The organism is Marinobacter sp. CHS3-4, assembly GCF_030053415.1.
Taxonomy (GTDB): domain Bacteria; phylum Pseudomonadota; class Gammaproteobacteria; order Pseudomonadales; family Oleiphilaceae; genus Marinobacter.
In genome coordinates, this window is record NZ_JASGBJ010000002.1 from 1,143,674 (window position 1) to 1,157,487 (window position 13,814).

12 protein-coding genes and 2 tRNA genes are annotated in these 13,814 nt (G+C 55.6%); 11 read left to right on the forward strand and 3 right to left on the reverse strand.

The window, feature by feature from the left end:
* The first annotated feature begins 1 nt into the window (after position 1).
* The 6 genes from QLQ17_RS13170 to QLQ17_RS13195 all read left to right on the forward strand — a co-directional run bounded on the left by QLQ17_RS13170 (position 2) and on the right by QLQ17_RS13195 (position 3,874).
* Positions 2–76, forward strand: a tRNA-Gln gene (locus tag QLQ17_RS13170).
* A 52-nt stretch (positions 77–128) separates the two neighbouring features.
* Positions 129–1,079 (forward strand): ribose-phosphate diphosphokinase, encoded by a 951-nt coding sequence (locus QLQ17_RS13175; RefSeq protein ID WP_283210036.1) that lies wholly within the window; start codon positions 129–131, stop codon positions 1,077–1,079.
* 185 nt (positions 1,080–1,264) lie between these two features.
* On the forward strand, positions 1,265–1,957 hold the full coding sequence (locus QLQ17_RS13180; RefSeq protein ID WP_283210037.1) for a 50S ribosomal protein L25/general stress protein Ctc: 693 nt from the start codon (positions 1,265–1,267) through the stop codon (positions 1,955–1,957).
* A gap of 21 nt (positions 1,958–1,978) precedes the next feature.
* Positions 1,979–2,566, forward strand: coding sequence for an aminoacyl-tRNA hydrolase (gene pth, locus QLQ17_RS13185; RefSeq protein ID WP_283210038.1), 588 nt, complete (start codon positions 1,979–1,981; stop codon positions 2,564–2,566).
* A 38-nt stretch (positions 2,567–2,604) separates the two neighbouring features.
* On the forward strand, positions 2,605–3,696 hold the full coding sequence (ychF, locus tag QLQ17_RS13190) for a redox-regulated ATPase YchF (protein ID WP_283210039.1): 1,092 nt from the start codon (positions 2,605–2,607) through the stop codon (positions 3,694–3,696).
* Between the two features lie 101 nt (positions 3,697–3,797).
* Positions 3,798–3,874, forward strand: a tRNA-Met gene (locus tag QLQ17_RS13195).
* Positions 3,875–3,930: 56 nt separating this feature from the next.
* Here QLQ17_RS13195 and QLQ17_RS13200 read toward each other — a convergent pair.
* Complete coding sequence (locus tag QLQ17_RS13200) at positions 3,931–5,151, reverse strand: sensor domain-containing phosphodiesterase (protein WP_283210040.1); 1,221 nt, start codon at positions 5,149–5,151, stop codon at positions 3,931–3,933.
* Between the two features lie 213 nt (positions 5,152–5,364).
* Here QLQ17_RS13200 and QLQ17_RS13205 point away from each other — a divergent pair, with 213 nt between their 5' ends.
* The 4 genes from QLQ17_RS13205 to QLQ17_RS13220 all read left to right on the forward strand — a co-directional run bounded on the left by QLQ17_RS13205 (position 5,365) and on the right by QLQ17_RS13220 (position 11,170).
* Positions 5,365–6,642 carry an O-acetylhomoserine aminocarboxypropyltransferase/cysteine synthase family protein gene (locus tag QLQ17_RS13205; protein WP_283210041.1) on the forward strand — a complete coding sequence of 426 codons (1,278 nt, stop codon included), beginning with the start codon at positions 5,365–5,367 and terminating at the stop codon, positions 6,640–6,642.
* Between the two features lie 139 nt (positions 6,643–6,781).
* Positions 6,782–7,828, forward strand: a complete 1,047-nt coding sequence (gene lipA / locus QLQ17_RS13210) for a lipoyl synthase (protein ID WP_283210042.1) — start codon at positions 6,782–6,784, stop codon at positions 7,826–7,828.
* Positions 7,829–8,027: 199 nt separating this feature from the next.
* Positions 8,028–8,552 (forward strand): hypothetical protein, encoded by a 525-nt coding sequence (locus QLQ17_RS13215; protein WP_283210043.1) that lies wholly within the window; start codon positions 8,028–8,030, stop codon positions 8,550–8,552.
* Between the two features lie 122 nt (positions 8,553–8,674).
* Positions 8,675–11,170: an efflux RND transporter permease subunit gene (locus QLQ17_RS13220; protein ID WP_283210044.1), complete on the forward strand. Its 2,496-nt coding sequence runs from the start codon at positions 8,675–8,677 to the stop codon at positions 11,168–11,170.
* A gap of 50 nt (positions 11,171–11,220) precedes the next feature.
* Here QLQ17_RS13220 and QLQ17_RS13225 read toward each other — a convergent pair whose 3' ends face one another.
* Positions 11,221–11,646 (reverse strand): Spy/CpxP family protein refolding chaperone, encoded by a 426-nt coding sequence (locus QLQ17_RS13225; RefSeq protein WP_283210045.1) that lies wholly within the window; start codon positions 11,644–11,646, stop codon positions 11,221–11,223.
* Positions 11,647–11,876: 230 nt separating this feature from the next.
* Here QLQ17_RS13225 and ylqF point away from each other — a divergent pair, with 230 nt between their 5' ends.
* Positions 11,877–12,758 carry a ribosome biogenesis GTPase YlqF gene (gene ylqF, locus QLQ17_RS13230; protein ID WP_283210046.1) on the forward strand — a complete coding sequence of 294 codons (882 nt, stop codon included), beginning with the start codon at positions 11,877–11,879 and terminating at the stop codon, positions 12,756–12,758.
* 28 nt (positions 12,759–12,786) lie between these two features.
* Here the strand turns inward: ylqF and QLQ17_RS13235 are convergent, their stop codons facing one another.
* Positions 12,787–13,665 carry an SDR family oxidoreductase gene (locus QLQ17_RS13235; RefSeq protein ID WP_283210047.1) on the reverse strand — a complete coding sequence of 293 codons (879 nt, stop codon included), beginning with the start codon at positions 13,663–13,665 and terminating at the stop codon, positions 12,787–12,789.
* Positions 13,666–13,814 lie beyond the last annotated feature (149 nt).

Genomic DNA, 13,814 nt, shown 5'->3' on the forward strand with positions numbered 1-13,814 from the left:
CTGGGGTGTCGCCAAGTGGTAAGGCAACGGGTTTTGATCCCGTCATGCGCAGGTTCGAATCCTGCCACCCCAGCCACCTTTCTCCCGATTCTTCTGACTCAAACGCCGATACCGAGAAGGATTCCGTCGTGTCCAAATTGATGATTTTTTCTGGTAACGCCAATCCTGAGCTTGCCAAAGCCATTGCCCAGAAGCTGCACATCCCCATGGGACAGGCCACCGTTGGCACGTTCAGTGACGGTGAAACCACCGTTGAAATCAATGAGAACGTTCGCGGGCACGATGTGTTCATCATCCAGCCGACCTGCAACCCAACCAACGACAACCTGATGGAACTGATCGTGATGGCCGACGCACTGCGCCGCGCATCAGCCACCCGGGTAACCGCAGTGATCCCCTATTACGGCTATGCCCGTCAGGATCGTCGGGTTCGCTCTACTCGCGTTGCCATCAGCGCAAAAGTGGTTGCAGACATGATTTCCAGCATCGGCGTTGACCGCGTTCTGACGGTTGACCTTCACGCCGATCAGATTCAGGGCTTTTTCGATATTCCGGTAGATAACATCTACGCCACACCGGTCATGCTGCAGGACATCGAAAAACAGCGTTTTGAAAACTTCATCGTTGTCTCGCCAGACGTAGGCGGCGTTGTTCGCGCCCGCGCGGTCGCAAAGAAGCTGGACGACGCCGACCTGGCCATCATCGACAAACGTCGCCCGAAGGCCAATGTGTCGCAGGTTATGCACATCATCGGTGATGTGAAAGACAAGACCTGTATCCTGGTGGATGACATCATTGATACCGCTGGCACCCTGTGTAAGGCAGCCAATGCCCTGAAAGAGCATGGCGCGTCCAAAGTGATCGCTTACATCACTCACCCGGTGCTGTCTGGCCCCGCCATCGACAATATCAACGCGTCACAACTTGACGAACTGGTGGTCTGCGACACCATTCCATTGGGTGACAAAGCCAAGAATTGTGATAGAATCCGCGTCCTCGGAATGGCAGGCCTGCTGGCGGAATCGATCCGCCGGGTCAGCAACGAAGAGTCCATCAGCGCGATGTTCGAAAACGCCTGATCGGCTAACTGCCTGTTCTAACGAGAAGAATTCGGACCGGGAGCCCCAAGACGTCTCTGATCTGATCAGAGAGGAAATGGCGGCTCCCGGTCTGTTTAGTCCGCCGGAAAATCCGGCACATTTGAAACTATCACCTGTTCAGGACCTGGTCGCGGGCCGCTCGGGTGACCATCGAGGTTATTGAAATGTCTCAAGAATACGTTATTGAAGCATTTCCTCGGGGCGATCAGGGGAGAGGTGCGAGCCGCCGCCTGCGTCGTGAGGAGAAAAAGATTCCAGCCATTATTTATGGCGGAAACAAAGATGCCACTCCGATTGCGATCTGGCACAACGAGCTGAAGAAAGCCCTGGAAAACGAAGCTTTCTTCTCTCACATCCTGACCATCGAGCTGGACGGAAAAAAAGAGAGCGTGGTCCTGAAAGATCTGCAGCGCCATCCTTACAAGGCTCTGCTGACCCACGCTGACTTCCTGCGCGTCGACAAGGATCACGAGATCCACATGAACGTGCCGCTGCACTTCATCAACGAAGAAACTGCAGAAGCCGTCAAGCTCCAGGGTGGCGTTGTGACTCACCAGATCAACGAAGTAGAAGTGATCTGTCTGCCACAGAACCTGCCTGAGTTCATCGAAGTCGACATGGCCAGCGTTGGCATGGACGAAGTGGTTCACCTGAGCGACCTGAAGATGCCGAAGGGTGTCACCATTGCCGCTCTGACTCACGGTGAAGATCACGACCTGCCGGTTGCGGCCATTCACAAGCCTCGCGCTGCCAAGGTTGAAGACGACGAAGAGACCGAGGAAGACGAAGAGGCCGAAAAGGCTGAGAAGCCTGAGAAGAAGGCCAAGAAAGACGAGGACGGCGAAGACAAGGAGTAACCACTCCGGGAGTGTCGGACAATGGCTCAGGATATACTCATGGTGGTGGGGCTCGGAAATCCCGGCCCCGACTATGAAAATACCCGACACAACGCCGGCGCTCTTTTCGTCGATGCTCTGGCCCGCGATGCGGGCCAGACGCTCCGCCCCGAAAAGAAATACCACGGGCTCTACGCCCGCATTCAGTGGCAGGGCCTCGACCTGCACCTCCTGAACCCAACCACCTACATGAATCGCAGCGGGCTCGCCATCAAAGCCCTGGCCGATTTTTTCAAGATTCAGCCGCAACAGATTCTGGTTGCCCACGACGAACTCGATATCCCTCCCGGCACAGCCAAGCTTAAAAAAGGTGGCGGCCACGGTGGCCATAATGGCCTTCGGGACACCATTGCACACCTGGGCACCAACGAGTTTCAACGTCTTCGAATAGGCATCGGCCACCCCGGTGACAGCCGCAAAGTAACCGGTTACGTTCTCGGTCGTCTTGGCAAAAAAGAGACCGAAGAACTCAACGCGGTCAGCGACGAGATCATGCGTGTATTACCGGATGCCGCCAACGGCAATTTGGCCGCGGCGATGAATCGCCTACACAGCTTCAAACCGGTATAATCCGGCCACAATTTTTTCGGACCCAGCAGAGGCATTCCATGGGATTTAACTGCGGCATCGTCGGCCTTCCAAACGTCGGCAAATCCACCCTGTTCAACGCACTGACCAAATCCGGCATCGGTGCTGAAAACTTCCCGTTCTGCACCATCGAGCCCAATGCCGGTGTGGTGGCCATGCCAGATCCGCGGCTGAACAAACTGGCCGAGATCGTGAAGCCCGAAAAAATTCTGCCCACCACCATGGAATTCGTTGACATCGCGGGCCTGGTGGCCGGCGCCTCCAAAGGTGAAGGCCTGGGCAACCAGTTCCTGGCCAACATCCGCCAGACCGACGCCATTGCCCATGTGGTGCGCTGCTTTGAAGACGGCAACGTGATTCACGTTGCCAACAAAGTGGACCCGGCGTCCGACATCGAAGTAATCAACACTGAACTCGCCCTGGCCGATCTGGACACAGTCGAGAAAGCCATCAAGCGGGTTCAGCGCGTGGCCAAGAGCGGCGACAAAGAAGCCAAGGCCCAGCTGGAGATGTTCGAGCAGCTGCTGCCCGTGTTGAACGAAGGCAAGCCCGTGCGCAGCATGAACCTGGACAAAGACCAGATGGCGCTGATCCGTGAGCTGTGCCTGCTAACTGTGAAGCCCACCATGTACATCGCCAATGTGAGCGAGGACGGCTTCGAGAACAACCCACATCTGGACAAGGTGAAAGAAATCGCTGAATCCGAAAATGCGGTTGTGGTGCCCATTTGCAACAAGATTGAAGCAGAGATTGCGGAACTGGAAGACGACGAGAAGTCCATGTTCCTTGAGGAAATGGGCATGGAAGAACCCGGCCTGGACCGTGTTATCCGCGGCGGATACGGCCTGCTGAACCTGCAGACCTATTTTACCGCCGGCCCCAAGGAAGTCCGCGCCTGGACCGTTAAAGTCGGCGCAACGGCGCCTCAGGCCGCCGGAGTGATCCATACAGACTTCGAACGCGGCTTTATCCGCGCAGAAGTCGTGAGCTACGAGGATTACGTGAAGTACAACGGCGAAGCCGGCGCAAAGGATGCCGGCAAATGGCGCCTGGAAGGTAAAGAGTACATCGTTCAGGACGGCGACGTTATTCACTTCCGCTTCAACGTCTAAACCCGAGGGGAATTTCCAAGAAAACCGGCGTTCAGTCTTGACAGCCGCGGCGCAAATCACGAAAATACGCGCCTCGTTTGGGGCCTAGCCCACAACGAAATGGCAAGGTAGCTCAGTTGGTTAGAGCACAGCACTCATAATGCTGGGGTCGGCGGTTCGACTCCGCCCCTTGCTACCAGACTTCCGAAAAAGCCACGATTCTCATCGTGGCTTTTTTTGTGCCCGGCTGAATGGTCAGACGATGGGATTGCAGGAAATCTCATCAAGCGGGACGGCTTTGCCGATCAGGCTGCCCTGAACTTTGTCGACGTCGAGTTCTTTGAGCATGGAGAATTCCTGTTGGGTCTCGACGCCCTCTGCCACTACCTCTGCGCCCACGCGACGCGCGTATGAAATGAGCGCGGCTGCCAGTGCCTGCTTTTTCACGTCCGAATCGATGCCCCGAATCAGGTTCAGATCCAGTTTGATGACATCCGCGTCCAGCTCCATCACGTGCTTGAAGGACGCATAGCCGGAGCCAGCGTCATCGATGGCCAATCGAACGCCCATTGCCCGGAACAGCTGGGCAGCGTTTCTGAACGCCTGATAGTCCATTATTCTGGCATGTTCCGTCACTTCCACGATGACGCGCTCGCCATCAGTACCTAACAGGAGTTTGGCCAGAACTCTGGAAAGCACCATCTCCGGAGACGCATTGATACTGATGAAACAGTCCTCGGGCAGATGTTTCAGGGCACCAAGAGCCCGGCGAATTGCCACTGACTCAAGGCGCTCGCCCTGCCCGACTTCTTCGGCTTCGCTGAACCACACGTCTGGGGATCGATAATTCACCGTCTGAAACCGCGCCAAGGCCTCATAGCCTGCGACACGATTCTTCTCGACGCCCCAGATCGGCTGGAAGTGCATGTCCAGTTCATCGAATGCGATGACCTGGTCGATTCGTTCCTCGATCTCATTAAGCCGCCCATCTGACTGTCGAAGGGATTCGATCCGGTCAGCGATCACTTCAGCCACAAACCGCAGTAGGGATGGATCGCGCGAGTTCAAAGAGTGATGAGTGGAATGCTTGAGGCAACACAGAGTTCCATAAACTTCGCCGGTGGACAGAAAGATGGGCACGCCCATGTAGGCGCCAATCGACAGGTCATCGGTTACCGCCATGTCACGGGTGATCGGGTTTTGCCCGGTGTCCGGGATGATGCAGGGAAGCTCGCCGTCAGCGATTTTTCGGCAGTAGGTATCGTTTTCCGGGTGGGAGAAATAGGCGTTATCTGAAAGCTTTGATCGCTCTCCTGCGTTCAGAACGACAGACGACCGAAAGCCGCGCTCAAATTTGCCGATGAACGCGAGGTCCATACCAAAGTTGCGGCGAAGCATACCCAACAATTTCGAGATCGAAACAGTAAATCCCTGATCGAAATAGTCGGTTGCGGTTACTGTATCCTTTACAACCATGAAACCCCCGTTTTATGCCATCGGGCGATAAACTCCAAGCATTCCTTACCCACCACACTCCTTCATACAAGGTAGCGGACAAAAGCGCAATATCATCCTAGGCAACAAAAAAAAGGATGGCAGGAATCGACTGGAGACACTGATGGACAGCGAACGGCAACGTCGCTAATGTTTGGTAGCCAAAAACAAATTCACGACAGCAGGATCGTTGCAATGAAACCAGAAACCCTCGCCCTTCATGCAGGCTTTAAAGGCGACCCGACCACGAACGCCGCCACCACCCCGATTTACCAGACGACCTCCTACACATTCGACGACACTCAGCACGGTGCTGACCTGTTTGACCTGAAAGTGCAGGGCAACATCTATACCCGCATCATGAACCCCACCAACGGGGTGCTGGAAGAGCGCATGGCGCAGCTGGAAGGCGGCGTGGGTGCGTTGGCAGTAGCCTCTGGGATGGCGGCCATTACCTACGCCATTCAGACCATCTGCAAAGTGGGCAACAATATCGTCAGCACCAGCCAGCTCTACGGTGGCACTTACAACCTGTTTGCCCATTCACTGCCGAACCAGGGCATCACCTGCAAAATGGTTCGCCACGACGACTTCGACGCCGTGGAAGCCGCCATCGACGAAAACACCCGAGCACTGTTCTGTGAATCCATCGGCAACCCGGCTGGCAACGTGGTGGACATCCAGCGCTGGGCCGAGATTGCTCACAAACACGGTCTGCCCCTGATGGTGGATAACACGGTCGGCACGCCATTCCTGTGCCGCCCAATTGAGCACGGTGCGGACATCGTGATCCATTCTCTGACCAAATACATCGGCGGCCACGGCACCACGGTAGCCGGTGTGGTGGTTGATTCCGGCAAGTTCGACTGGGCGGCAAATGCCGACAAGTTCCCGATGCTGAATGAACCGGACCCCTCCTACCATGGTGTGGTGTACACCGAAGCGCTGGGCCCGGCCGCCTTTATTGGCCGCTGCCGCGTTGTGCCGCTTCGCAACACCGGGTCAGCGCTTTCTCCATTCAACTCATTCCTGATTATGCAGGGGCTGGAAACCCTGGCACTGCGTATGGAGCGTCACTGCGAGAACGCCGAGAAAGTCGCCAAATTCCTGCAGGATCACGAATCGGTAGAGTGGGTCAATTACGCTGCGCTCCCCGGTAGCCCTTACAAGGCAACCTGCGACAAGATCTGCGGCGGCAAAGCCTCTGGCATTCTGAGTTTTGGTATTAAAGGCGGCCACACGGCCGGCGCCAGATTCATCGATTCTCTGGATCTGATCTACCGGCTGGTGAACATCGGCGACGCCAAGTCTCTGGCCTGCCACCCCGCATCCACCACGCACCGCCAACTGAATCCGGAAGAGTTGGCCAGTGCCGGCGTCAGTGAAGATCTGGTGCGTTTGTCCATTGGCATTGAGCACGTAGACGACATCATTGCCGACATCACTCAGGCACTGAACAAAGCAACGTCGTAACCCCATACCGGGTGCGACCAAGGTCGCACCCGGTGCCCCCGTGATTGCCCGTATCCGCCTTGTAACCCGTGAGCCACGGGATTACCCTTTTACTATTGACACTATTCCTGACAAAGCCATCGCCAAAGAGCCCTCTGTAATGAACGATAGCGCAAAACCCCGCGTCACCAGCGGTTCCAAATTCCGCAACGAGCATGGTTTCTCGGCCATTAAAGACGGAATAAAGCGCTCCGGTTCGGGCATCATCGACACCAAAACCCAGCGAAAGCCGTCCTGGTTAAGGGCAAAAATGCCCGGCGGTGAGCGCTACGAAGCGGTTCGTCGCAATGTTCAGGAACACCGGCTCAGCACCGTGTGTCAGGAGTCGCACTGCCCCAATATCGGTGAATGCTGGAACAATGGCACCGCCACGATCATGGTGATGGGCTCTGTGTGCACTCGCGCCTGTCGTTTCTGCGCTGTAGACACAGGCAACCCCAAAGGCTGGCTGGATCATGAAGAACCGGAGAACACAGCCAAGTCGGTTGAATTGATGGGCCTGCGCTACATTGTTCTTACGTCTGTGGATCGGGACGACCTGGAAGATGGTGGCGCCAGCCACTATGCTGCCTGCGTCTCGGCCATCAAAGAGCGCACTCCGGAAGTGGCGGTGGAAGCCTTGACCCCGGACTTCGATGCGGTCATGCCCAACGTTGAAAAAGTGGTCGATTCGGGGCTGGACGTTTTTGCACAGAACGTGGAAACCGTCGAGCGTCTGACTCAGCGAGTTCGCGACCCCCGCGCCGGTTACCGCAAAACGCTGGATGTACTTGCCCACGCCAAGCAGTATCGTCCTGACGTTCTCACCAAGACCAGCCTGATGCTGGGCCTGGGTGAAACAGAGGAAGAAATACTGGCCACCATGGACGATCTGCGCGCCATCGGCGTGGACATCCTTACACTCGGCCAATACTTGCGTCCTACCAAAAACCATCTGCCTGTCGAGCGCTATGTCACCCCGGAAGAATTTAACCGCTATCGGGAGATCGGGCTGGAAAAAGGCTTCCTGGAAGTGCCTTCTGGTCCCATGGTGCGTTCAAGCTATCGGGCTGACCGCGTCTTTGAAAAGAACAATCTGGGTCTGGCAGTGCCAGATGTTCCAGAATCCACCCCACCTGGCCAAATTGCGGTCACCCAGATCGATTAACGGCATTCCTCGCTGCTGGTCCGGTTATTAATGTCACATGTTCACTCGTAACTTGTAGATTGCACTCAAAAACCGGACAATCTGGGTCGCCGCCGAATCGACGTTACGGCGGCCTGAAGTCTCAGGGAACGCTTTGATCTAACCCTCGAAAGCGACTTATAGGACTTCTTCACCCAGATAATTAGCTAGGAATGCTTCCATGATGAAAAAAACCTTTATCGCACTGTCTACTGTAGCCGCCCTAACAACTACGGGAATGGCGAGTGCCCAGGACTCTGGGTCTAATGATCTGATGATGGGCTTCAACCCCTTTGGACTTAATTTTGGTGGTCTGAATGTCGATTCAAGTCAGATTTCAGCAACTGCACCATCTTTCATGGTCGGCATGCGAACCAGCGACAAGTTGATGCCTTTTGGTTATGCAGCCATTGCCGACAACGGTGGCAATACTGATACCGTCATTGGCTTCGGCGGTGGCGCACGTTATTACCTCGACAATATCTCGCAGAATGTCCGCCCATTTGCCGGCGCATCCGCAGGCATTATCAGTGCCGAAGACACCGGCTTTGGCATTGGTGGTTTCTTCGGGGCCGAAGCAATGGTAACCGACGCATTCTCAGTCAGTGGCCAGGTTGGTCTCGAAATTGCTGACCAGGGCGGCACGAACAGTGACACCGTCTTCCAGCTGGGCACAGCAAACGTGATGTTCAACCTGTACTTCTAAGTCAGGTTCTGTCGGCCGGTACGCCTCACAAATGCGCACCGGCCAACGGCCCGCCTACGAAACCACAGTACAGACATACCATCTCTGCCTTCGAAAAAAACCACGCATAGGTGCCCTCTGACATGTCCTGGCTTCGATCATTTTACGAGCGGGTAGTGCTTCCTCACCCAATCCTTGTGCTGGTCATCTTTGGCGCGCTTCTGCTGACCGCCAGCCTGCGACTCGATCAGTTCCGACTGGATGCATCAGCCGAATCCCTGGTTCTGGAGAATGACCGTTCTCTTGAACAATACCGGCAGGTGAATCGCCGGTTCACCAACTCTGACGACTTTCTGGTTGTGACGTTCACGCCGGACACCGAATTATTCAGCCAGCAAGGCCTGGCCCTGCTCACCCGTCTTCGCAACGATCTACAGGCGCTCGAACGGGTCAGTTCGACCAATAGCATCCTGAACGTTCCGCTGCTTCACAGCCCGGATCTGACGCTGGACACGGTGGATTCCGAGATCAAATCCATTGATGAAGACGAGGTTCCACCAGAGACGGCCAAGAAGGCCCTGCTGAACAACCCGCTTTACCCCAATCTGCTGATCAGCGAGGACGCCAAAACCACGGCCATTCAGGTAAACCTGCCGACTCCTCAACGTTATTTCGATCTGCTGAATACCCGCAACGAACTGCGGGAAAAGATCGCTGCTGGCGAAGCGAGTACAGAGGCGCAGCAAAAGCTCGAACGGGCCAATCAGGCCTTCATCGCTTACACCGAGTCGCTTGGAGAAGATCGGGACAAAACCATCAGTCAGGTCCGTGACATTCTGGATCAATACAGGGATCGGGCGGAGATTTTCCTGGGCGGCGTGCCCATGATTGTCGCTGACATGATTCGCTTCATCCAGAACGACCTCTCTACCTTTGGCGTGGGTGTGCTGATTTTCCTTTTGCTCACTCTGGCCGTGATCTTCCGACAGTGGCGCTGGGTGATGGTACCGCTGCTGTGCTGCAGTTTCACCGTATGGCTGATGCTGGGCTACCTGAGCTGGGCCCAGTGGCCCGTGACGGTGATTTCATCGAATTTCGTGTCGCTTCTGCTGATCATGACGCTGTCATTAACCATTCACCTGATCGTACGCTACCGCGAGTTCCAGCACGACGCTCCTGAAGCACCCCCAAAAGACACACTTCGAAATACGCTTCTGGCCATGATCAAACCCTGTTTTTACATGGCCATTACCACCATCGTAGCTTTTGGATCTCTGACCTTCAGTGGCATTCGGCCCGTCATTGATTTCGGCTGGATGATGACCCTCGGGCTGACCGTTGCCTTCCTGATTACCTTCCTGGTTTTCCCGGCATTGCTGACGTTGCTGCCTCCCCCGGTCGATGATCGGGTGAAAGCAGACCGCATCCCCTTCACAGATCGCTTTGCCAACCTCACCCAGCACCATGGCGGCCTGGTAATGGTGGGTGCCGCCGTGATTGCCGTACTTTGTGTGATTGGTCTGAACCGACTGACGGTAGAAAACAGCTTTATCGACTATTTCAAATCCAGCACTGAAATCCACCAGGGCATGATCGCCATCGACGAACGCCTGGGCGGCACCACGCCACTGGATGTTGTCATAACCGACGACAAGCCGCCGGCAGGCGAGGCCAACGGCGCAAACAGCGATCCTTTTGCCAGCGACTGTGATCCCTTCGTTGAGGACTGCGGCGGAGACGAGGAATATCGGGATACCTGGTTTACCTACAAAAAGATGAGCCAGTTGGAAAAAGTACACGACTATCTGGATAGCCTGCCCGAAACCGGCAAGGTGCTCTCGATCAGCACCACCCTCGACATTCTGGCTCAGGTAAACGGCGGGGAACCACTGAACGCACTGGAACTGGCGTTCGTGCCGTCAGCGATTCCGGAAGACCTTCAGGATATTTTGTTAACCCCGTACATCAGTGAAGAGCATGACCAGGCACGGTTCAGCATCCGGGTTCTGGAAACCCTGCCGGATCTTCGCCGCCAGGCACTGCTGGACGGCATAAGAGCCCATCTGACGGATGAGCTCGGATACGAAAGCGACCAGGTTCAGTTGACCGGCATGATGGTGATGTACAACAACATGCTCCAGAGCCTGTTCGACTCCCAGATCAAAACCATTGGCGTGGTGTTCCTGGCAATCAGCCTGATGTTTCTGGTGCTGTTCCGGTCACTGACCCTGGCGCTGATTGGTATGGCGCCGAATCTGATAGCGGCAGGATCCGTTCTGGGGTTGATGGGCTGGTTGGGCATTCCTCTGGACATGATGACCATTACGGTCGCTGCCATCACAGTCGGAATCGCGGTGGATGACACTATCCACTACATTCACCGATTCAAAACCGAGTTCCAGAAAGACGGCGATTACATTGCCACCATGCATCGCTGCCACCGCAGCATTGGACAGGCGATGTTCTTCACCTCGCTGACCATCATCACAGGCTTTTCAATTCTGGTGCTGTCGAACTTTATTCCCACCATCTACTTCGGCCTGTTCACCGGTTTCGCCATGTTCATGGCACTGCTGGGCGCATTGACACTGCTGCCGAGATTGATCCTACTGATCAAGCCCTTCGGAAAGCAGGCATAAAAAAACCGCCCGGGCCTCGCGGCCGGGGCGGTTCTCAGCAAGTTTGAAACTTACTGCTGCTGTTGCATCTGACGACGCTGCTGCATTTGCTGCTGCATCTGCTGCATGCGCTGGTTCAGCTGCTCACGCTGTTCTTCAGTGAACACGCTATCGACTTTTGCCTGCATGATGGTAGAAAGCGCTGCGATTTCGCCAGTAATCTCGCCGAGCTCGGCCGCGTTCTCGCGAATAGAGGCTTCGTCGTAGTCTGGCTTGATCTGGCCCTGGATTTCCTGCTGCAGCTGCTGCGCCTGGGTGTTCAGCGCCTGAATCTCAGCCTGCATCTCGTCCAGAATACCGCGAATTTCTGTCTGCTGGTCATCGCTCAGACCAACCATTTTGGCCAGCTGGTCGACCTGGTCCGGCTGCTGTGCCAGGGTTGGCGCACTCAGACCCAGAGCAATCAACGCAATGCCAAACAGTTTCACGAGCTTCATAATCATCTCCACGTACGATCAATTGAGTGTCTTATCTTTTTTCGAGCCCTACACCCTAGTACAAAACGAACCCCGATTTCACCCTGTCCCCCCCGATTTTTGTACATACTTCGCATCACAGTGTGCCAAAGCGCCTGCCACGGGCGGTTTGAAGCAAATGTGAAAATTTAGTCATTCCCGTCCATAATGGCGCAGCCTAGCCACTTCCAACCCTTTTCCGGAGTCACACCATGGCGATTAACTGGTTTCCCGGGCACATGCACAAGGCCCGAAAGGAAATCAAAAAAGTAATGCCTCAGATGGATCTGATCATTGAAGTACTGGATGCCCGGCTGCCGTTTTCCAGCGAGAACCCCCTGGTACCCGCTCTTCGCGGTGACACGCCTGTCATCAAGGTTCTCAACAAGAGAGACCTGGCTGATCCCGATATAACCGCCCAGTGGCAGACCTGGCTGGAAAAGGAGCGAGGCGTCCGGGCGATTACCCTGACCCACAACCAGAGAAACGAAGCTCTGGATATTCTCCAACTGGCAACGGAAATGACGCCGGATCACGATCGCCAGAAAAGCGCCCTGCGGGTCATGATTCTGGGCATACCCAATGTCGGCAAGAGCACGCTGATCAATACCCTGGCCGGGCGCCCGGTGGCGAAGACCGGCAACGAGCCGGCCGTTACTCGCGCCCAGCAGGCCATCAAGTTGCCGGACAACGTATTACTCTATGACACGCCGGGGTTTCTCTGGCCCAAGCTGTCGCCCGAGGCTTGCGGTTATCGCTTGGCGATCAGCGGGGCCATTCGAAGCGCAGTCATCGATTTCGAGGACGTGGCACTGTTCGCTGCAGATTTTTTTCTCGACCGTTATCCGGATCAGGTGCTGGCTCGCTACGGCCTGGAGGATCGACCGGCCGACGGGCTTGCTCTGATGGATGGCATTGCTCTCAAGCGCCGCTTTCTGGGAAGGGGTGGTGTGCCAGACCTTCATAAGGTGGCGGAAGTGTTACTGAATGAATTTCGCGCCGGGAAGCTCGGGCGCCTGTCGCTGGAAACCCCCGAGATGGTGGAAAGAGAAGCGGCCGAAGCAAGCGGTGAGGTGCCTCAAACAAAGGATTGAAGACGCGCCCTGTTAGGCCCGAAGCTTATTAGGTGAATTCGTCGCTGATTTCTGACACTTTCCCGGCGCTGGACAGCAATGCCAGCTCCTCAGACAGACCGGAGCGCCAAGGCAGTTGTTTGATGCCAAAGGTGTTCCGGATTTTGGTGCAGATCATGGTGGCGTTGGCAGGCTCCAGCGTCGCCCATTTCGGCATATCGTCCACCACTCGTAAACCACTTGGAATCCCTTGCAGACCCGCAATGGCAAGGCCGAGTTCGTACATGGAAATATCTTCAGCTCCACCATATTGATACGTCCCCCAAACCTCTGCACCGCAATCGATCTGCAAAACAATGGCCGTTATCACGCGGGCCAGATCGGTTACCGTCACCGGCTGACCTCGGCATTTTCCCGGCAGCTGAATGGTATCCGATGCTGCAGCCACTTGCTGGACCTTGCTCACGAAACGCCCAAGACTCCAGCCCGTACGCAGAAGAATGTGTTGGTTCAACAAGGTCCGGATGGCTTGCTCGCTCTCCCACTGCCAATTGCCCAATTCGTTGCAGGGTTGCCCCGGATTGGATGCAATATAGGCGCTCTGTTTACGGCCATCGAATACATAGCTGGACGAAAGCTGAAGCAATGCCATGCCATGGGCGTTGGCGTATTCCGCCAAAGCAACGGGCAATGAAAAGGAAGCTTTGTGGGCAAACTCGGGATCATTCTCGGCCAGTTCGGGATCGGCCAGCCACAATGCGTTCACAATCAGGCCAGTGTCCTCCGGAATCCAGTTTTCCAATGCTGTCAGCTCGACGCTATCCAATTCGCTGATCAGCAGTGGACTGACCTGCAGATACGTTTCGCGCAAGTCTTCCAGCAACACCCTCCCCAGGGGACCATAATCATGAACTACAAGAACGTGCACGGGCCTTACTGCCTCCGTTTGATCATCGGGATTTTACTGATTTGACGGTGCGGGGAGCACCCAGAGCCAATGGCAGTGTTTGGTATCGGCGTACACTAACGCCCACAGACTTCAGCCAACAACTCACACTGCGAGCATACAACAACAGG

Bases quoted from the DNA above. Each gene is read 5' to 3' on its own strand.
- QLQ17_RS13180 (WP_283210037.1), top strand. From the start codon at position 1,265: ATGTCTCAAGAATACGTTATTGAAGCATTTCCTCGGGGCGATCAGGGG.
- pth (WP_283210038.1), top strand. From the start codon at position 1,979: ATGGCTCAGGATATACTCATGGTGGTGGGGCTCGGAAATCCCGGCCCC.
- ychF (WP_283210039.1), top strand. From the start codon at position 2,605: ATGGGATTTAACTGCGGCATCGTCGGCCTTCCAAACGTCGGCAAATCC.
- QLQ17_RS13200 (WP_283210040.1), bottom strand. From the start codon at position 5,151: ATGGTTGTAAAGGATACAGTAACCGCAACCGACTATTTCGATCAGGGA.
- QLQ17_RS13205 (WP_283210041.1), top strand. From the start codon at position 5,365: ATGAAACCAGAAACCCTCGCCCTTCATGCAGGCTTTAAAGGCGACCCG.
- lipA (WP_283210042.1), top strand. From the start codon at position 6,782: ATGAACGATAGCGCAAAACCCCGCGTCACCAGCGGTTCCAAATTCCGC.
- QLQ17_RS13215 (WP_283210043.1), top strand. From the start codon at position 8,028: ATGATGAAAAAAACCTTTATCGCACTGTCTACTGTAGCCGCCCTAACA.
- QLQ17_RS13220 (WP_283210044.1), top strand. From the start codon at position 8,675: ATGTCCTGGCTTCGATCATTTTACGAGCGGGTAGTGCTTCCTCACCCA.
- QLQ17_RS13225 (WP_283210045.1), bottom strand. From the start codon at position 11,646: ATGAAGCTCGTGAAACTGTTTGGCATTGCGTTGATTGCTCTGGGTCTG.
- ylqF (WP_283210046.1), top strand. From the start codon at position 11,877: ATGGCGATTAACTGGTTTCCCGGGCACATGCACAAGGCCCGAAAGGAA.